Origin of the sequence: Variovorax sp. RCC_210 (assembly GCF_041355175.1) — a bacterium.
In the GTDB taxonomy this organism is placed as follows: Bacteria; Pseudomonadota; Gammaproteobacteria; order Burkholderiales; family Burkholderiaceae_C; genus Variovorax.
Genome location: NZ_JBFUPJ010000017.1, coordinates 125792 through 144571 on the forward strand (window position 1 = coordinate 125792; position 18780 = coordinate 144571).

The 18780-nt window shown below is 70.6% G+C and carries 18 protein-coding genes; 9 read left to right on the top strand and 9 right to left on the bottom strand.

Annotated elements, in window-relative coordinates:
* Positions 1–10 precede the first annotated feature (10 nt).
* The 3 genes from AB6807_RS33535 to argH form a co-directional block, all read right to left on the bottom strand.
* Entirely contained in the window at positions 11–1270 is a 1260-nt protein-coding gene (locus tag AB6807_RS33535; protein WP_371087945.1) for an efflux RND transporter periplasmic adaptor subunit, read from the bottom strand.
* A 227-nt stretch (positions 1271–1497) separates the two neighbouring features.
* Positions 1498–2967 carry a rhomboid family intramembrane serine protease gene (locus AB6807_RS33540; protein ID WP_371087946.1) on the bottom strand — a complete coding sequence of 490 codons (1470 nt, stop codon included), beginning with the start codon at positions 2965–2967 and terminating at the stop codon, positions 1498–1500.
* Positions 2968–3018: 51 nt separating this feature from the next.
* Positions 3019–4416 (bottom strand): argininosuccinate lyase, encoded by a 1398-nt coding sequence (gene argH / locus AB6807_RS33545; protein WP_116908306.1) that lies wholly within the window; start codon positions 4414–4416, stop codon positions 3019–3021.
* Between the two features lie 131 nt (positions 4417–4547).
* Here argH and AB6807_RS33550 point away from each other — a divergent pair, with 131 nt between their 5' ends.
* From AB6807_RS33550 to AB6807_RS33560, 3 genes are read left to right on the top strand one after another with little or no spacing between them, the layout of a single operon-like run.
* The gene (locus AB6807_RS33550; protein WP_371087947.1) at positions 4548–5588 is read left to right on the top strand and encodes a sensor histidine kinase; all 1041 of its coding nucleotides are present in this window, start codon (positions 4548–4550) and stop codon (positions 5586–5588) included.
* On the top strand, positions 5585–6355 hold the full coding sequence (locus AB6807_RS33555; RefSeq protein ID WP_116908305.1) for a LytTR family DNA-binding domain-containing protein: 771 nt from the start codon (positions 5585–5587) through the stop codon (positions 6353–6355). Before AB6807_RS33550 ends, AB6807_RS33555 begins: the two co-directional genes overlap by 4 nt.
* Positions 6352–7653 carry an AI-2E family transporter gene (locus tag AB6807_RS33560; RefSeq protein WP_371087948.1) on the top strand — a complete coding sequence of 434 codons (1302 nt, stop codon included), beginning with the start codon at positions 6352–6354 and terminating at the stop codon, positions 7651–7653. The genes AB6807_RS33555 and AB6807_RS33560 overlap by 4 nt, the downstream gene beginning before the upstream one ends.
* 42 nt (positions 7654–7695) lie before the next feature.
* Here AB6807_RS33560 and AB6807_RS33565 read toward each other — a convergent pair whose 3' ends face one another.
* A complete protein-coding gene (locus AB6807_RS33565; RefSeq protein WP_116908303.1) occupies positions 7696–8277 on the bottom strand; it encodes a TetR/AcrR family transcriptional regulator in 582 nt (193 codons plus the stop codon).
* A gap of 181 nt (positions 8278–8458) precedes the next feature.
* Here AB6807_RS33565 and AB6807_RS33570 point away from each other — a divergent pair, with 181 nt between their 5' ends.
* Together AB6807_RS33570 and AB6807_RS33575 are read left to right on the top strand one after the other, a co-directional pair.
* Entirely contained in the window at positions 8459–8917 is a 459-nt protein-coding gene (locus tag AB6807_RS33570; RefSeq protein ID WP_371087949.1) for a 4-oxalocrotonate tautomerase family protein, read from the top strand.
* 27 nt (positions 8918–8944) lie between these two features.
* Positions 8945–10534, top strand: coding sequence for a phospholipase D family protein (locus AB6807_RS33575; protein WP_371087950.1), 1590 nt, complete (start codon positions 8945–8947; stop codon positions 10532–10534).
* Positions 10535–10590: 56 nt separating this feature from the next.
* Here AB6807_RS33575 and AB6807_RS33580 read toward each other — a convergent pair whose 3' ends face one another.
* Complete coding sequence (locus tag AB6807_RS33580) at positions 10591–11046, bottom strand: winged helix-turn-helix transcriptional regulator (protein ID WP_371087951.1); 456 nt, start codon at positions 11044–11046, stop codon at positions 10591–10593.
* Positions 11047–11159: 113 nt separating this feature from the next.
* Between AB6807_RS33580 and AB6807_RS33585 the strand changes: the two genes are divergently transcribed.
* The 3 genes from AB6807_RS33585 to AB6807_RS33595 are packed head-to-tail and all read left to right on the top strand — an operon-like array spanning position 11160 to position 13880.
* Positions 11160–12110 (top strand): nitrilase family protein, encoded by a 951-nt coding sequence (locus tag AB6807_RS33585; RefSeq protein WP_371087952.1) that lies wholly within the window; start codon positions 11160–11162, stop codon positions 12108–12110.
* On the top strand, positions 12107–13486 hold the full coding sequence (locus AB6807_RS33590; protein ID WP_371087953.1) for an amidase: 1380 nt from the start codon (positions 12107–12109) through the stop codon (positions 13484–13486). The genes AB6807_RS33585 and AB6807_RS33590 overlap by 4 nt, the downstream gene beginning before the upstream one ends.
* A 1-nt stretch (position 13487) precedes the next feature.
* Positions 13488–13880 carry a tautomerase gene (locus AB6807_RS33595; RefSeq protein ID WP_116908297.1) on the top strand — a complete coding sequence of 131 codons (393 nt, stop codon included), beginning with the start codon at positions 13488–13490 and terminating at the stop codon, positions 13878–13880.
* Here AB6807_RS33595 and AB6807_RS33600 read toward each other — a convergent pair.
* The gene (locus AB6807_RS33600; RefSeq protein ID WP_371087954.1) at positions 13874–15151 is read right to left on the bottom strand and encodes an MFS transporter; all 1278 of its coding nucleotides are present in this window, start codon (positions 15149–15151) and stop codon (positions 13874–13876) included. The genes AB6807_RS33595 and AB6807_RS33600 overlap by 7 nt on opposite strands.
* A gap of 3 nt (positions 15152–15154) precedes the next feature.
* Complete coding sequence (locus AB6807_RS33605; RefSeq protein WP_371087955.1) at positions 15155–15712, bottom strand: N-acetyltransferase family protein; 558 nt, start codon at positions 15710–15712, stop codon at positions 15155–15157.
* Positions 15713–15761: 49 nt separating this feature from the next.
* Here AB6807_RS33605 and AB6807_RS33610 point away from each other — a divergent pair, with 49 nt between their 5' ends.
* Positions 15762–16685, top strand: a complete 924-nt coding sequence (locus AB6807_RS33610) for a LysR family transcriptional regulator (protein ID WP_371087984.1) — start codon at positions 15762–15764, stop codon at positions 16683–16685.
* Between the two features lie 46 nt (positions 16686–16731).
* Here the strand turns inward: AB6807_RS33610 and AB6807_RS33615 are convergent, their stop codons facing one another.
* Positions 16732–17994, bottom strand: a complete 1263-nt coding sequence (locus AB6807_RS33615; protein WP_371087956.1) for an MFS transporter — start codon at positions 17992–17994, stop codon at positions 16732–16734.
* A gap of 165 nt (positions 17995–18159) precedes the next feature.
* Positions 18160–18699: a hypothetical protein gene (locus tag AB6807_RS33620; protein WP_371087957.1), complete on the bottom strand. Its 540-nt coding sequence runs from the start codon at positions 18697–18699 to the stop codon at positions 18160–18162.
* Between the last annotated feature and the right edge of the window lie 81 nt (positions 18700–18780).

Genomic DNA, 18780 nt, shown 5'->3' on the forward strand with positions numbered 1-18780 from the left:
CGCTCGGTCCTCAGCGCGCCACGGGGGCGGGGGCGGCGCCGGCCGCATCGGCCGGATCGGCTGGATCGGCCGTATCGAGCTTTGCGCTGGCCACGGGACCAGTGGCAGCCTTGGCGCCCAGGTCGACCACCTTCACCTTGTCGCCCACCTTCGCGCGCTGCGAGCCCTCGGTCATCACGCGGTCGCCCGCGGCCAGGCCGTCGAGCACCTGCCAGCGCGTGCCGACCGCGCGGCCCACATGGATGGCGCGCTTGGCGACCTTGCTCTCGCCGTCGATCACCAGCGCCGAGGCGCTGCCGTCGGGCGCGCGCGTCACGGCCTGCTGCGGCACCAGCAGCGCGGTGGCGTTCACGCCTTCCTGCAGCACGGCGCGCACGTACATGCCGGGCATGAGCAGCTTGTCGGGGTTGGGAACCACGGCGCGCAGCGTGACGCTGCCGGTGCCGGCATCGACCGTGACGCCGCTGAAGGTGAGGCGCCCGGCGTGCGGGTACTTGCTGCCGTCTTCCAGCACCAGCTGGATGCGGGCTTCGGCGTCGCTGGCGCGCTGCAGGCGGCCGCTGGCGAGCTCGCGCTTCAGGCGCAGCAGCTCGCTGCTCGACTGCGTCACGTGCACATGAATCGGGTCGAGCTGCTGCACGGTGGTCATCACCGCCGCCTGGTTGGCCGTGACCAGCGCGCCGGGCGTGACGCTCGACAGCTCCGCCCAGCCCGTGATCGGCGAGGTGATGCGCGTGTAGCCCAGCTGGATGCGCGCGGTCTGCTCGGCCGCGCGCGCCACGGCGAGGTCGGCCTCGGCCTGCTGCTCGTTGGCCTGCGACTCGTCGAACACCTGGCGGCTGATGGCGTCGATCTTCACCAGCTCGGCGTTGCGCCGGGCCACGGTGCGCGAGGTGGCCAGGGCCGACTCGGCCTTGCGCACGCTGGCCTGCGCGCTGGCGTGCGCGGCCTGCAGCGGCGCCGGGTCGAGCTGGTAGAGCACCTGGCCGGCCTTGACCTGCGAGCCCTCGGTGAACAGGCGCTCCTTCAGGATGCCGCCGACCTGCGGGCGGATCTCGGCGATGACCGGTGCCATGGTGCGCCCGGGCAGCTCGGTGCTGAGCGCCAGCGTCTCGTGCTTCAGGGTGACGGTGCCGACTTCCTTTTCTGGTGCGGCGGCTGCTTTCGACGTGCCGGGCGTCTCCACGCTGGTGCGCGAGCAACCTGCGAGCGCGGCGAGGGCCAGGGCCGTGAACAGCAGGGCGAAGCGGGAGGGGGTGTGGTCAGGCATCAGACAGGTTATGGAAGTAGGGAAATGGGGGCGAGGCCCCCGGATGGAGCAGGTGAGCGGCCTCAAGTTCAACGAGGCGGCGGGGGCTGGGGGCGGCTTTACACGCGGTTTACTGCAATTGCGGTGCCACGACGAGAAGGTGGCACGAGGGAGTGCGAAGGTTGGCGCCGGGTTGGCGTGACAGCCCCGTGACAGGGTGCGGGTTGACGGCCGCCGCCGTGCCGCCGTCAGGCGCGCTGCAGCGCGCGCGTGACCATGTCGTTGGGCGCGAGCCGCAGCAGGTGCGGCAGCAGCCCGATGGCCTTCTCGCGCTGGCCCGCATGCAGCAGGCCGTTGGCGCACACCGAGAGCGTGTCGGCCAGCTCGGGGTGCTCGGGCGCGGTCTTCAGCAGGATGGCGCAGAGCCGGTCGGCGTCGTCGAACTGGCGAATGCGCGCGAAGCGGCGCGCCAGCCGGGCCATGTCGTCGGGCTTCAGCCGCGCGCCGGGCTTGGCCTGGTCGAGGTAGGTCTTGTAGCTGGCGTGTTGCAGCGCCAGCGTGTTCGGCTCGGTGGCGGGCAGGCGGAAAATGCGGCGCGCGGCGTGGTGGAAGTCGTCGCTCGCGGGCTGCAGGCGCGCGGTGTTGAACCAGGCGCGCAGGGTGTCGGTGTCGCCGGGGCGCAGCGCGGCGGCGGCGCGCCACTCGGCGCAGGCCTTGTCGAAGCGCATGGCCGCGCCGTGTTTCTGCGCCGCGGCCACGTGCTCGTCGAAGCGATCGGGCTCGGGGCCCGCCACCGCCTCGGGCGCCTGCACGCGGCGCAGCAGCAGGGCGGCGGTCATCAGCGCCGCGCCGGTCAGCAGGCCGCCCAGGTGGGCCATGTAGGCGATGCCCTGGCCGCCCAGCCAGTGCTGCATCAGCTCGTTGACGATCCACGCCGGCAGCAGCAGCAGGGCCGGCGCGGTGACGTAGTTGAAATAGAAGAACAGCTGGTAGAAGAAGCGGATGCGCTTGAGCCGGTACATCACCGCGTACATGCCCATCAGCGCCGAGATGGCGCCCGAGGCGCCCAGGCCGTAGCCGTCCTTGCCGGCATAGGCCCAGCCCGCCAGCATCGAGGCACCCACCGCGCCCAGCAGGTAGAACGCCAGGTAGGTGCCGCGGCCCAGTGCCAGTTCCACCGAAAAGCCGAACAGGAACAGGAACAGCATGTTGCCCAGCAGGTGGCCGGTGCTGCCGTGCAGGAACGCGTTGGTGATCCAGGTCCAGGGCTTGAACTCGGCGTCCTTCGTGTAGTCCTGCGACCAGCGCGCGGTGAACGGCGCGGGCAGCAGGGCCTCGTACTGCTGGCGGTCGCGCTTCCACTCGCCGTACTGCGGGTTCGCGGGCGTGACGACCTGCTCGGCCTGCAGCCGCGCCAGGAACTTCTTGTCGTTCTGCAGCCCTTCGAGCAGTTGCGGGTAGGCCTCGTCGTGCGGCAGCATGCGCCGCGCGATCTTGCCGCGCTTCGGGTCGCTCTTTTCGAGCCATTCCACGAAGGGCGGCAGTTCCAGCTGGGGCAGCACGCTGGTCACGTAGTACCGGGCGGCGCGCTCGCGCGCGCTGTCCTCGCTGCGCTGCGGCCCCCAGAACACGACCATGTTCAGCAGGATGAGCAGCACCGTCATCCACGGCGGGTTGCGCCAGCTCGGCCTGTTCTCGAGCGGGATGGCGTAGAACACGGCGCGGCTTCGGTCGCTGTCGGTCGGTCAGTGGTTCAGCTGCGCAGCTGATCAGCCGAGGCGGGCGCGGTGGCGCGCCACTTGCGCCTTCACCTGCGCCGGCGCGGTGCCGCCCAGGATGTTGCGCGCGTTCAGCGAGCCGCGCAGGCTCAGCACGTCGTACACGTCCTTCTCGATGCTCGGGTTGAACTGCTGCAGCACGGCCAGCGGCAGCTCGGCCAGGTCGACCTTGTGCGAGGTGGCGGCCTTCACGGCGTGGGCCACGGTTTCGTGCGCGTCGCGGAAGGGCAGGCCCTTCTTCACCAGGTAGTCGGCCAGGTCGGTGGCGGTGGCGTAGCCGCGCAGCGCGGCGGCCTCCATGGCCTCGGGCTTCACGGTGATGCCGCCGATCATCTCGGCAAAGATGCGCAGGGTGTCCTTGAGCGTGTCGACGGTGTCGAACAGCGGCTCCTTGTCTTCCTGGTTGTCCTTGTTGTAGGCCAGCGGCTGGCCCTTCATGAGCGTGATGAGCGCCATCAGGTGGCCGACCACGCGACCGGTCTTGCCGCGCGCCAGCTCGGGCACGTCGGGGTTCTTCTTCTGCGGCATGATCGACGAGCCCGTGGTGAAGCGGTCGGCGATCTGGATGAAGCTGAAGTTCTGGCTCATCCACAGGATGAGCTCTTCGCTCATGCGGCTGATGTGCACCATGCACAGGCTGGCCGCGGCGGTGAATTCGATGGCGAAGTCGCGGTCGCTCACGGCGTCCAGGCTGTTCTGGCACACGCCGTCCATGCCCAGGGTCCTGGCGACCAGCTCGCGGTCCAGCGGGTAGCTGGTGCCGGCCAGCGCGGCGGCGCCCAGCGGCAGGCGGTTGACGCGGCGGCGCACTTCGCCCATGCGCTCGGCGTCGCGGCTGAACATTTCCACGTACGCCAGCATGTGGTGGCCGAAGCTCACCGGCTGCGCCACCTGCAGGTGGGTGAAGCCGGGAAGGATCACGTCGACGTTCTTCTCGGCGATGTCCACCAGCGCCTTCTGCAGCTCGACCAGCAGGTCGCCGATGAGGTCGATTTCGCCGCGCAGCCACAGGCGCACGTCGGTGGCGACCTGGTCGTTGCGGCTGCGCCCGGTGTGCAGGCGCTTGCCGGCGTCGCCGACCAGCTGGGTCAGGCGGGCCTCGATGTTCAGGTGCACGTCTTCGAGGTCGAGCTTCCACTCGAAGGCGCCCGAGTCGATTTCGGCGCGAATCTGCGCCATCCCGCGTTCGATCGCGGCGTGGTCCTGCACGCCGATGATTCCCTGCGCGGCGAGCATGCCGGCATGGGCCAGCGAGCCCTGGATGTCGGCCTGCCACAGGCGCTTGTCGAAGAACACGCTGGACGTGTAGCGCTTCACGAGGTCGCTCATGGGTTCGGAGAACAGGGCCGACCAGGCTTCGGATTTCTTGTCGAGTTGGTTTTGGGTCATGGGAGCCGTCCAGGAGGCAATAATGGGTTGGTCACCCGATGGATCAGATGTCTGCGATGCGCAACCCGGCGATTTTATCGGCCAACGCCACCCCCAACCCCACATCCGTGTCGTCGTCCACGTCGTCATCCATGTCGACGTCCACGCCGGTTCAGGAAAAGACGCGCGCCCCCCTGCGCGCCGAACCCTCGATCTTCGATGCGTGCCAGATCGGCGTGGTGCTGCGCACGGTGGTGTTCGTCGAGGCGGTGGTCGCCATTGCCACGCTGTTCGTGGTGTCCACGCCCGGCGAATGGCTGGTGCAGGCCGCCACCGTGACGGGCGGTGCGCTGCCTGCCACGCTGATGTGGCTGGTGGCCGCCTGCGGTTTGAAGAAGCCTCTGCGGCGCCTGCCCAAGCAATGGCAGTACGCGGCCGGCGCCGTGCTCGGTGCGCTGGCCGCCCTGTATGGCTGCGGCCTGCTGCGGCTGACCGGCGTGCTGGCCCATGCGCCCTGGCTGGCCAGCGGCCTCACCGGCGCGCTGTTCGCCGGTCTGGTGATGGCGGCGATGGTGCTGCGCGCGCGCGGCCAGACGCCCGCGGCCACCACGGCGCGGCTCGAGGAGCTGCAGTCGCGCATCCGCCCGCACTTTCTGTTCAACACGCTCAACAGCGCCATCGCGCTGGTGCGCGAGGAGCCGGCCAAGGCCGAGACCATGCTGGAAGACCTGGCCGAGCTGTTTCGCCAGGCGCTGGCCGACCCGGGCGAATCGGGCACGCTGGCCGACGAAATTGCGCTGGCCGAGCGATACCTGGCCATCGAGCAGGTGCGCTTCGGCGACCGCTTGCGCATCCGCTGGGACCTGGACGCCGCCGCCAGCAGCGCCCGCCTGCCGCCGCTGCTGCTGCAGCCGCTGGTCGAGAACGCCATCAAGCACGGCGTGGAGCCCAGCCCCGAGGGCGCCAAGCTGCGCATCCGCACCGAGCGGCGCGGCGCCATGGTGGTGATCGAGGTGGTCAACAGCCTGCCGCCGCTGCGCTGGGCCGACCAGCCGCTACCGCGCGGCCACGGCATCGCGCTGGCCAACGTGCGAGACCGCCTGCGGCTGCTGCACGACATGCAGATGCAGTTCAGCGCCGGCATGGACCAGAAAAACTACCGGGTGCGCATCGCCATCCCCGCTGAATCATGACCCTCAAGACATTGATCGTTGACGACGAAGCCCTGGCGCGCTCCCGCCTGCGCACGCTGCTGCGCGACTGCGCCTCGCCCGCCGCCGAGGTGGTGGCCGAGGCCTCGCAGGGCGCCGAGGCGCAGCAGCACCTGGCCACCATGGCCATCGACCTGGTGCTGCTCGACGTGCACATGCCCGGCGTCGACGGCATCGAGGTGGCGCGCGCGTTGCGCAGCCGCGCCGACGCGCCAGCCGTGGTGTTCGTGACCGCGCACGCGACGCATGCAGTCACGGCCTTCGAGCTCGACGCGGTCGACTACCTCACCAAGCCCGTGCGCGCCGAGCGGCTGCAGCAGGCGCTGCAGAAGGCCGAGCGCTTCCTGAAGGAGCGCCGCGCGCTGCAGGCCGGCGCACCGGCCGCGCCCGTCGCGCCCACCGCCCCCGAAACCGTGCTGATCCAGGACCGCGGCCGCGCCGAGCGCGTGCCGCTGTCCGAGGTGCTCTACCTCAAGTCCGAATTCAAGTACCTCACCGTGCGCACCGCCACGCGCAGCCACATCCTCGACGGCTCGCTCAACGAGTTCGAGGAGCGCTACCCCCACCGCTTCCTGCGTGTGCACCGCAACGCGCTGGTGGCGCGCTCGGCCATTCGTGCGCTCGAGAAGTACGACGACGGCGAAGACGCCGAAGGCTGGGCGCTGCGCCTGGACGCCATTCCCGAACCCGTGGCCGTGTCGCGCCGGCAGCTTGCCGCGGTGCGCGAAGTGTTGAAGGAAGCGCGATGAACGACGTCATTCCCCAGCCCGCGCCCGCACGCGCGCCTGACGCTCCGGTGCCCCAGTCTCCTGCGCCAGACGCGCCGGCTGCCGAGCCTCCGCAGGCGGCTGCAGCGCAGCCCGCGCCCGAAGCGCCTGCGCAAGACGGCACCCCCCCGGCCCCGTCGGCGGAGCCCGCGCGCGAACGCGAGCGCGAGCGCAAACGCCTGCTGCTGCACATGCCCGTCGACGTGCGCAGCGCCTCGCTCGTGGTGCTCGCCGTGCTGGCCAGCGTGTTCGCGCTGCAGTGGGGCCAGGCCGTGTTCATTCCGCTGATGCTGAGCCTGCTGCTCACCTACGCGCTGTCGCCGCTGGTCGACATGCTGCACCGCTGGCGGCTGCCGCGCTGGGTCGGCGCGGCGCTCATCCTGATGGGCCTGTTCGGCGGGCTGGGCTGGACCGGCTATTCGCTGTCGGGCAGCGCCTCGCAGCTGCTGGATTCGCTGCCCGTGGCCGCGCAGAAGCTGGGGCAGGCCATGCGCCGCGACAAGGGCGCCAGCGCCACGCCGCTGGAAAGCGTGCAGCAGGCCGCCGCGCAGCTCGAGAAGGCGGCCGAAGAAAACTCCGCGCGCGTGGCCTCGCGCCGCGGCGTGGCGCGCGTGATCATCGAGCGGCCCGGCTTCAACGTGCGCGACTACCTGCTCAGCGGCACCGTCGGCCTGCTCAGCGCCATGGGGCAGCTCACGCTGGTGGCCTTTCTCACGTACTTCGCGCTGTGCTCGGGCGACACCTTCAGGCGCAAGCTCATCAAGATCACCGGCTCCAGCCTGCAGAAGAAGAAGGTCACGGTGCATGTGCTGGACGACATCACGCGCAACATCGAGCGCTACCTGCTGGTGCAGATCCTGGTGAGCGTCATCGTCGGCGTGGCGACCGGGCTGGCGTTCTGGGTCATCGGGGTGGAGAACGCGGCCGTGTGGGGAATCATCGCGGCGGTGACCAACCTCATTCCGTACATCGGCTCGGTCATCGTGCTGGTGGCCGCGGGGCTGGTGGCGTTCCTGCAGTTCAACAGCCTGCAGATGGGCATCGTGGTGGGCGGGGTGTCGCTGGCCATCCACACGCTCATCGGCAACCTGCTGATGCCCTGGCTCACCAGCCGCACCAGCCGCATGAACCCGGTGGCGGTGTTCGTGGGCGTGATCTTCTGGGGCTGGCTGTGGGGCATCTGGGGCCTGCTGCTGGGCATTCCGATCACGATGGTGATCAAGGCGATCTGCGACCGGGTGGAAGACCTGCAGCCGATCGGGGAGCTGCTGGGGGAGTAGGGCGGGCGCCAACCCGGCAACGGGTTCACCCCACCAGCGGCTTCAGCCCAGCAACGCCTTCAGCTCGTCCCCCGCGCCCTTCAGGATCTCGCGCGACAGCGCCTCGTCGTTCACCGCACGGGCCAGCGACACCGCACCCACCAGCGACGACAGCGCCGCAATGGCCTTGGCCCGCTTGACGGTCGACTTTTCCGCCGCCGCCAGCCTGGCCAGCAGCTCGAGGTAGGTGTTCACCTGGCGCGTGTACGCCGCGCGCGTGCGCTCGTTGCTGCGCGCCACGTCGCCGGCCAGCGTGGTCACGGCGCAGCTGGTGGCCAGGCCGTCGCGGTGCGCGGTGCTCAGGTAGGCGTCGACCAGCCGGCCCGCCACCACCTCGCGGCTTTCCTTCGATGCGGCCACCGCTTCCACGGCCCGGCCGCCGTCGCTCAGCGCGCACTCGACCGCCTCGGCCACTAGCTCGTCGCGCGACGCGAAGTGCCGGTAGAAGCCGCCGTGCGTGAGCCCGGCTTCCTTCATGAGGTCGGCCACGCCGAGGCCGTCCACGCCTTCCTCCCTGAAACGCGCGGCGGCGGTCTGCACGATGCGCTCGTGGCTTTGTTCCTTGTTGGCTTTGGAATGGCCCATGTGGCTTGAAACGTCCTCGGTGCGGCGTGAATGCAAATGCTTGACGCTGAGGATTATGTTCATCATCATCCTGCGTTTGGATGATGACCATCATTCAGAAAGGACCATCCAGGCCGTTCCGTTCCTGACCCGTCCTGCCTTTTCTTTTTCGCTTTCACTTTTGTTCTCCGAGGAGCCTCCCATGCCCATGATCGACGTCTACGCCGCCGCAGACATGTTCCCCGCCGATGCCGACCGCCAGCTCGGCGAGGCCCTCACCCTGGCCGTGCTGCGTGCCGAGGGCGTGGCCAACCCCGGCCCGTTCCACCTGGACAACACCGCCGCCTACATCCACCGCATGCCCGCCTCGGCGGTGCAGACCGCCACCACGGCGCAGGCGCGCACGGTGCGCGTGCAGATCGTCACGCCGCCCGGCTCGCTCAACCGCGAAGGGCAGAAGCAGATCACTAAGGAGGCGACCGAGATCGTCGCCAAGCTCTCGGGCGATCCGGGCCAGGCGGCGCGCACCTGGGTGATCCTCACCGAGGCGGCGGAAGGCGGCTGGGGCCTGTTCGGCACCGCCTTCGGCAAGGAGGAGTTCGCCGGGCTGGCCGCCAAGGCCAAGGCGGCGGCTGCTGCTGCTGCTGCGGCAGCAAAGTAAGTGAAGTAAGCGAAGCAAAGCGAACCGATGCCGGCCGCCCGGATGTTCACGCGCTGGTTGGCGCTGCTCGCGGCGGCGGCCGCGCTGGCGCTGCTGCAGGCCTGCGCGTCGCTGCCGCCCTCGGTGCAGCGCACGCCCAGCGCGGCGGTGCCGGCGTCGGCCGACGAGCTGCTCGGCCGCATCGCCGCGCAAAGCGCGCCGCCCGGCACGCAGTCGGGCTTTCGCCCTTTGCCGCTGAGCGCCTGGTCGATGGACGCGCGGCTCACGCTGGTGCGCCATGCGCAGAAGACGCTCGACCTGCAGTACTACCTGCTGCAGAACGACGTCACCGGCCACACGCTGCTGCGGGCCGTGCGCGACGCCGCCGGGCGCGGCGTGCGCGTGCGCCTGCTGGTGGACGACCTCTACACCGCCGACAGCGATCGCATGCTGCTGGCCTTTGCCGCCCACCCGAACGTGGAGGTGCGGCTCTTCAACCCCTTTCCCTCGGGGCGCTCGTTCGCGCTCACGCGCTGGGTCATGGCGCTGGGCGACTTCTCGCGCGTGAACCACCGCATGCACAACAAGATGCTGGTGGCCGACGGCGCCTTCGCCGTGGCCGGCGGGCGCAACATCGCCGACGAGTACTTCTTCGGCAGCAAGGGCGGCAACTTCGTCGACTTCGACCTGCTGGTGGCGGGCGAGGCCGTGCCGCGCATGGCCGCCATCTTCGACACCTACTGGAACAGCCCGCGCATCTACCCGCTGCACGCGCTGGAAACCAGCCGCAAGGGACCTGCCGAACTGCAGGCCGAGTTCGAGGCGCTCACGGCCGACGCCATCGATGCCTACCCCTCGCCCGCGGCCGACAAGACCGACATCCTGGGCTACCTGCCGCTGAGCGCCGACCTGCAGCACCCGCCGCTCAAGCTGCTGCACGGCGCCATCGACGTGTTTTCCGACGACCCCGAAAAGGTCAGCGGCCGCGCCGAGAGCGGCGTGGACGACACCACCGTCACCGCCCGCGCGGGCAGGGCCATGGCCAACGCCACGTCGGAAGTGGTGGTCGGCTCGCCGTACTTCATTCCGGGCCAGCCCGGCATGGCGGGGCTGCGCCAGGCGCGCGCGAACGGCGTGCGCGTCGAGGTGGTCACCAACTCGCTGGCCTCCAACGACGAGCCCTTCGCCAGCGCCGCCTACGGGCGCTACCGCGTCGAGATGCTCAAGCTGGGCGCCGAACTGTACGAGACCGATTCGAGCCAGCTGAAGAACGACTCGCTCATTGCCGCCGCGCTGCACGCGTCCATCGGCCGCTCGCATTCGAAGCTGATCGTCATCGACCGGCGCACCACCTTCGTCGGCTCCATGAACATGGACTTCCGCTCGTCGCGCGTGAACACCGAGCTGGGCATGCTGGTCGATTCGCCCGAGCTCGCGCGCAACGTGCTGAGCCTGGCCGAGCGGGTGCGCGCTGTGGGCAGCTTCAGGCTGCGGCTCGCGCAACCCGGCGACCGGCTGCAATGGGTGGGCAGCGTGAACGGCGCCGAGACGGTGTACGAGAGCGACCCGGGCGTGGACTTCGGCACGCAACTGCAGCTGTGGCTGCTGTTTCCGTTCATCAGCGAGAGCCTGCTGTAGCCGACTGTGGCGGCCTGGCGGATGCCCTGGTGCCCGGGTGACATGGGCGCCGGGGCTCAGGCTTTCACAGGCAGCTTCTTCACATACGTGAGGTCCGGGTGCAGCGGCTTGCCGTCGCGCGTGCGCAGCTCGATCTTCGGCACCGGCTTGCCGCTGTCGCGCTCCACCAGCACCGAATGCGGCTCGCCCTTGGCGTACAGGTGCGCCTCGCCCCAGTGGCGCAGGCCGACCACCACCGGGAACAGGCCCTTGCCCCTGGCCGACAGCACGTACTCCTGGTAGAGCGAGCCGTCGGAGGCGGGCACCAGGTCGAGCACGCCTTCCTGCACCAGGTACTTCAGCCGGTCGGCCAGGATGTTCTTCGCCACGCCCAGGCTCTGCTGGAACTCGCCGAAGCGCTTCATGCCGTCGAACGCATCGCGAATGATGAGCAGCGACCACTGGTCGCCGACGATTTCGAGCGCGCGCGCCATCGGGCACGCGTCGTTCTTCAGGCTTTTTCTCTGGGCCATGGCTTTTTCCTTCGGTGGGCGAGTGTAGATCGCATTGCCATTCAGGTTGCAAAGTAAAACTGGAATGGCTAGCATCCATCTGGTTTTAATTTGAAACCTGAAAGAGCAATCTCATGACGCCATCCGTTCCTTCACAAGCCGCCATCGCGGCCATCGCCGCCAGTGCAGACGCCACCCCGGGCCTGCGCGCCAGCCCCGTGCGCGTGGCCGTGGTGCAGTTCGATCCGCAGGTCGGCGTGGACAACCTGGCGCGCAACGCGCAGGCCGTGCACGAGCGCTTGACGGCCGCCGTGCAGCACGGGGCCACGCTCATCGTGCTGCCCGAACTCGCGACCACCGGCTACTGCTTCAGCAGCCGCGAGGAGGCCTACGCGCATGCGCAGCCCGTGCCCGGCGGCGAGAGCGTGCAGGGCTGGGCCGAGTTCGCCGCGCAGCACGGCGTGTACATCGTCGGGTGCCTGGTCGAGCAGGACGGCCTGCAGCTCTTCGACACGGCCGTGCTCGTCGGCCCCGAGGGCTACATCGGCCGCTACCGCAAGACGCACCTGTGGAACAACGAGAAGCTGTGGTTCACGCCGGGCAACGAGGGCTACCCCGTGTTCGAGACCCGGATCGGCCGCATCGGCCTGCTCGTGTGCTGGGACATCTGGTTTCCCGAGGCGCCGCGCATCCTCGCGCAGCTGGGCGCGGACATCATCTGCATACCGACCAACTGGGTGTGGACTCCGCCGCCGCTGTACGACGCCAGCGGCACCTGCATGGCGGCATACCTGACCATCGCGGCCGCGCACCAGAACAACGTGTTCATCGCCACGGCCGACCGCGTGGGGCAGGAGCGCGGCGCGGGCTTCATGGGCAACTCGCTGATCGCGGGCACCAACGGCTGGCCCGTGGGCCGCATCGCCGGGCCCGACGAAGAGACCATCCTCTACGCCGACGTGGACCTCGGCGCCGCGCGCAGCGCGCCCATCTGGAACCAGTTCAACGACCTGCACCGCGACCGGCGCACTGATCTCTACGACCCGCTGCTGGGCTACAAGGGCGCGCCTGCGCTGCCGCGATGACGCCCGACGCTTTGCAAGCCATCTCGCCAACCGCCGCGCAAGGCAGCTTGCGCGACGGCTTCTTCGCCACGCATTCGATCGCCGGCCTCGCGCGCGACCTGCGCGCGGGCCGGCGAACGTCGGCGCAGCTGGTCGATGCCTCGCTCGCCGCCATCGAGCGGCTCGGCGCGCCGCTCAACGCCTTCGCGCACGTCGATGCCGAGGGCGCACGCGCCGCCGCCGCGCGCGCCGATGCCGCGCTGCGCCAGGGCATCGACCGCGGGCCGCTGCATGGCATGCCGGTGGCCGTGAAGGACATCGTCGATGTCGCCGGCTGGCCCACCACGCTGGGCTCTTCGCTGTACCTGGGGCATGTCGCGCGAGAAGACGCGACCTGCGTCACGCAACTGCGCGAGGCCGGCGCGGTCGTCGTCGGCAAGACCACGCTGCACGAGTTCGCCTACGGCGCGACCGGCGACCGCTCGGTGCACGGCGCCGCACGCAACCCGTGGGACCCGGCGCGCATGTCCGGCGGCAGCAGCGGCGGCAGCGCCGTGGCGGTGGCCGCGGGCATGGTGCCGTTGGCGCTGGGCACCGACACCGCCGGCTCGGTGCGCGTGCCGGCCGCGCTGTGCGGGGTGGTGGGCTTCAAGCCGGCGTACGGCGCCATCTCAAGCGAAGGCGTGTTCCCGCTGGCGGCCTCGCTGGACCATGTGGGCCTGTTCACGCGCACGAGCGAAGACGCCGCGCTCGCGTACGGCTGCCTGGCCCCGCTGGCGAACGCGCCTGGCGCGCGCCGCATCGGCTGGCTGCTGCCGTCCGCGCTGGGGGTGACCGACCGCCGCATCGCCGAGTCGCTACGCGCCCGCCTCGGTGCATCGGGCCTGCCTGTCGAAGAGGTGGACCTGACGTCGCACCTGCCGCACGCACACGAGCTGTTCGATGTCTTCTCCACGCTGCAAGGCAGCGAGGCCTTCGAGGCGCACGCCGACGACGTGGCGCGAGGTGCCGCGTCCATCGACGCCGAGGTGCTGGCGCGCCTGCGCCGCGGCGAGGCCATTCCCGCATGGCGCTACCTGCGCGCGCAGGCGCGGCGCGCGGCGTGGGCGCCCGCCATTGGCGCGTTGCTCGACAAGTACGACGTGCTCGCCTTGCCCACCGTGCCCATGACAGCGCCGCGCATCGGCGAGCGCGCGCCGCACATCGACGGCGCGCCGGTGGAAGTGCGCGCCGCGCTCTTGTCCCTGACGAGCCCATGGAACCTCTTCGGCCTGCCCGCGCTCAGCGTGACCGCCGGTACCATCGACGGCCTGCCTGTCGCCCTGCAGCTGGTGACGGCCGCGGGCCGCGAAGCCGCGCTGTTCAAGCTTGCCCACACCCTGGAAGGCCTCGACTGACATGCCCTACCTTCAACTCGACGTGAACGGCCAGCACCCGGTGGCCGACAAGAAGCGCCTCGCGAGGCAGCTGAGCGAAACCTACGCACGCATGATGAGCGTGGACATCCGCCGCATCAGCATCGCGATCCGCGAAGCAGGCGAGGGGGCCGTATGGCGCATGGTCGACGGCGAGCCCGAGCAGGTGTCGGTGCTGATGTGCGACATCCGCCGCGGCCGCTCGGCCGAGCTGCGGCTCGAGGTGGCCAAGGCGCTGTGCCGCGACTGCATCGACATCCTCGGCCTGCGCGAAGACCGGCTCAACGTCGAGTTCACGCAGCATTCGGGCGACGAGATGTACCACCCGACGCTGGGTGGCTACAGCCCCGAGTGGACCGAGGGCGAGGATCAGTGAACTGCTCGGTGAGCGACCGTGCGTTGAAGCCTTGAGAAGCGCGCGATCATCCACGGCCCCAGCAGCGCGCCCAGGCCGACCGAGCTCCACGCGACCACCCAGCCGTGCGTGCTGCCGAAGCCGAAGCGCGCTTGCCCCCAGTCCAGTGCCAGGCCGAACACCCAGGGGCTGAGCGCGCCCGCGCCGAAGCCCATCACCGAGCGCACCGAGTACGCCACGCCGAGCCGGTGCGGCGCCACCACGTCGGCCAGCGCGGTCGAGTAGACCGACGAGTCGGCGATGGCGCACAGGTTGTAGACGGCCGCCGCGGCCGCCAGCAGCCACAGCGGCCAGCTCCACAGCCAGCCGAACGCGAAGGACATGCACAGGCTGGCGACGCTCGACATCATCATCACCCGCGCGCGGCCCAGCCGGTCGGAGGCCGCGCCGCCGGCCACGCTGCCGAACACGCTCACGAGGTGCGCCAACGCGGCCAGCGCGACGCCTGCCCATTGCCACTCTGCCTTGCCGCCCATCGATGCCACCAGGTACGCCGGCAGCCACGCCCACAGCGCCATCAGTTCCCAGCAGTGGAAGGCATAGGCCCAGTTGCCGGCCATGGCGGGCTTGTCGCGCACCGTGGCCGCCAGCGCGTGCCATGTGCCTTCGCGCACCGCGCCCGGCACCGGTGGCTCGGGCGCTCGCATGCGGCGCAGCGCCAGCACCGTGAGCAACGCGCCCGCCGCCGTGCCCGCGGCGGCCAGCAGCAGCCCCAGCCGCCAATGCTGCAGGTGGCTGCACGCCGCCACCACTGCCAGCGAGAGCGCATAGCCCATCGACGCCGAGCCGATGAACAGCCCCATCGCCCGCCCGCGCACCGCCGGTTCGGTGTTGCGCGCCAGCAGCTGCAGGCCCGGCGTGTACGAGGCGCCCGCGCACAGCCCGGTCAGGCCGTACAGCAGCATGGCGGAAAGCGGGTCGCGGGCGAAGAGCGCGAAGGCCATCGCCGCCACCGCGCTCAAGGCGCTGCCGAAGAGAAAGATGCGGTGCGGCCCGAAACGGTCGGCCAGCAGGCCCACCGCGAACAGCGAGCTCATGTAGCCCACGTGCCAGGCGCTCTGGATGGCGCCGGCCTGCGCGGCGCCCAGTTGCCAGTCGGCCATCACGAAGGGCAGCACACCGGAATAGGCCGTGACGATCATGGCCTGCAGCAGGCGGCTCGTGCACAGCAGCGCGAGCCAGCCGCGCGCGGGCGGGGTCGCAACTCCTATCTCAACAGCGGGCGTGGCCATGGCTCAGCGCAGCGTGCGCTGCATGAGCACCGTGTCCACCCACTGGCCGAACTTGAAGCCCACGTTGCGCAGCACGCCGACGCGCTCGAAGCCCAGCTTCTGGTGCAGGCCCAGCGAGCCCGCGTTGGCGCTGTTGCCGATGCACGCGACCATCTGCGTGAAGCCGCTGTCGGTGCAACGCTGGATCACGCCCTGCAGCAGCGCCCGGCCGATGCCGTGGCCGTGCATGCCGTGCGCGACGTAGATCGAGTCTTCCACCGTGTGCCGGTAGGCGGAGCGCGCGCGGTAGGCCGTGGCGTAGGCGTAGCCGACCACCGCGCCGTTCATCGTCGCCACCAGGTAGGGCAGGCCGCGCGCGGCGGCGGCGTCGCGGCGCGCCTGCATCTGCTCGACGCCGGGCACCTGCTCCTCGAAGGAGCACAGGTCGTGCAGCACGTAGTGGCTGTAGATGGCGTGCACGGCGGCCATGTGGCGGGGCTCGGCGTCGGTGATTTCAACGTTCGTGTCGACAGCGGTGTCGACGGCGATGCGGGTGTCGGGGTGAGGGCTTTGCGATGGCATGGCGCCGATCTTGACGAGGCCCCTGCCATAAGTGAAGCTTCGCCCTGCTATTCGCTGCATAAGAAATACTTTGGACAAGACGCTCAACCTCGACCAGCTCCGCTCCTTCGGCCTGGTCATCGAAACCGGCAGCTTCTCGGCGGCGGCCGACCGGCTCGGCCTGTCGCAGCCGGCCGTGAGCCTGCAGGTGCGCCAGCTGGAGCGGCGGCTCGCGGTGCGGCTCATCGAGCGGGTCGGCAAGCGCGCCAGGGCCACGCCGGCGGGCATGGAGCTGCTGCGCCATGTGCCCCACATCGACAGCGCGGTGGAAAACGCCATCGACGCGCTGGCCGACCACGCAAGCGGCGTCACCGGCCGCGTGCGGCTGGGCACGGGCGCCACGGCCTGCCTGCACTTTCTGCCGGCGGTGCTGCGCACGCTGCGCGAGCAGTTCCCGGGGCTGGGCGTGGTGGTCAGCACCGGCAACACCGAAGACCAGGCGCGCAAGGTGGAAGAAAACAGCCTCGACCTCGCGCTGGTCACGCTGCCGGCGGCGGGGCGCTCGCTGGCGGCGATGCCGGTGCTCGACGACGAGTTCGTCGCCATCAGCCCGGTGGAGCGCGCACCGTTGAAGGCGAGGGTGGCGCCGGGCGACCTGGCCGGCCTGCCGCTGGTGCTGTTCGAGCCCGCGGCCAACACGCGCAAGCTGGTCGACCGCTGGTTCGCCGCCGAGGGGCTTCAGCCGCAGCCCGTGATGGAGCTGGGCAGCGTGGAGGCGATGAAGGAGATGGTGGCCGCGGGGCTGGGGTGCGCCATCGTGCCCGGCATGTCGATGACGGGGCGCGGCGCCCACCCGGGGCTGAAGGCCAGCCGCCTGAACCCGCGCATGCACCGCACGCTGGCCGTGGTGATGCGGCGCGACAAGCCCGTGAACAAGGCGCTGCGCGTGGTGCTCGACGCGATCCTGGCGGCCGGCAAGCCCGGCCGCCGCTAGCTGGCGGGCCGTCGGCCGCCGGGCAGGGCCAGGGCCTTGCCCGACGTCACTCGGGAATCACGCCCGCCGCCGCCGGCATGCCGCCGCGTGCGCGGCCCAGCGTGCCGACGATGAGCGCGGCGATCAGCACCAGCACGCCGCTGAGCACCATGGTGCTGGAGATGCCGAAGCCGTCGACCGTGACGCCGCCGATCAGCGCGCCCGAGGCAATGGCCACCTGGAAGCCGCTGACCAGCAGGGCCTGGCCGGCTTCGGGGGCGTCGGGCACGGCTTCCATCATCCAGCCGGTCAGCGCCACCGGAATCAGGCCGAAGGCCACGCCCCAGATCACGACCACCACCGCGCCCGGCACGAAGCCGGTGCCGATCAGCGTGGACAGCAGCAGCGCCGTCGCCAGCATCAGCGCCGCCAGCAGGGTGGTGCCGCGCACGCTGCGCGCCACCAGGCTGCCGCCGAGGAAGGTGCCCACGAAACCCACCGCGCCGTACACCAGCAGCAGCGTCGACACCGCGTTCGGCGCCAGGCCGAACACCTGTTGCAGCAGCGGCTTCAGATACGTATACGCGGCGAAGTGGCCGGCAATGAAGAACAGCACCGCCAGCAGCCCGACCTGCGCCATGCGGCGCGTGAGCGGCGTGAGCAGGTCGCGCGCGCCGATGGCGCGCGCCGGCGGCATGGCGGGCAGCAGCCACAGCTGCACCAGCAGCACCACCGCGGCCAGCGCGCCGGTCACGGCGAACGAGGCGCGCCAGCCGAACATCGTGCCCAGGAAGGACCCGGCCGGCACCCCGAGCACGGTGGCGGCGGACACGCCGGCCAGCACATAGGACATGGCGCGTGCCTGCGCGGCATGCGGCACCAGTTGCGTGGCGGCGGCCGGCGCAAAGGTCCAGAAGCCGCCCACGCACAGGCCCAGCAGCAGGCGCGCGACCAGCATGGTGGCGAAGTTGGGCGCGAACGCGGCGAGCACGTTCGAGGCGATGAGCAAGGTGGTAAGCGCGATCAGCACCGTGCGCCGGTCGAGCCGGCCCGAGGCCACGATGAGCGCGGGGCCCGCGAAGGCGGCCAGCACGCCGGGCATGGTGACCATCAGCCCGGCCGTGCCGTCGGACACGTTGAGCCCGCGCGCGATGTCGGTCAGCAGGCCGATGGGCATGAACTCGGTGGAGACCATCGCGAAGGTGCCGACGGCGATGGAGCCGACGGCGAGCCAGGCGGAGGGCGTGGCCGGCACCGGCGCGGCGGACGAGGTGGCCGGGGCCACCGCCAGGTCGTCGGCGCAGGGGTTGCTGCTGGGTGAATTCATCATGGGACTGGTCCTGAAGCGCATCGGCGGTGCACGCACGCCGATGCCGGTGAAAGGGCATTGGAGTGTGCGAGCGGTCGCCTTCGCGACAAAGGGGTCGCCAAGCAGTAGTCAGTTTCCCTGGGACGAACAATCGCCCCTTTTCGCTATCTCGGGTGGCGATGGCCGCTATGCCGCCGGCAGCACCCGCCCGTCGGCGATGAAGGCCTCGCCGACCAGCACCCGAAAGCTCGCGCCCGGCGCCAGCCTGGACCGGGCGACGGCCGGGGAGAGGAACTCGACGTCGAGCACCGCCGGCTTGCCGCGCTCCAGCGGCTCGCCCGCCGGCACCACCCAGCGCGCCGAGAAGCCTTCCTTGTCGACCACCAGCGCGCAGCGGTACTCGCCGGGCGCGATGGGCACGTCCTGCGAGGGGAGCCCGGGCTTGCGAAAGACCAGCTCCACGCGCGCGTGCGGCGTGAACGCGCCCGCGGTGTCGAAGCTCGGCGGCGCCGCCACCGCGGCCCGAGGCGCGCGGCGCGGCCGCTTGCTGACCAGCCACGCGATGACGTTGCCGATGATGGGCACCCACAGCACCATCAGCAGCGTCGCGATGTCGCGTGTGGTGGTGCCGGGCGTGGCGTAGTGGCGCACGACGGCGCCGCCGACGGCCACGCACAGCAGCACGATGACGATGACCTTGCGGCGAAACTGGATCTTGGTGCTCATGTGTTCGGCAGTGCCGCTTCGGTCGCGCGATGTGGATGGGGTTGCGAGTCTAGGGCCATCGCCGGGGCCGTCCCGACCTGA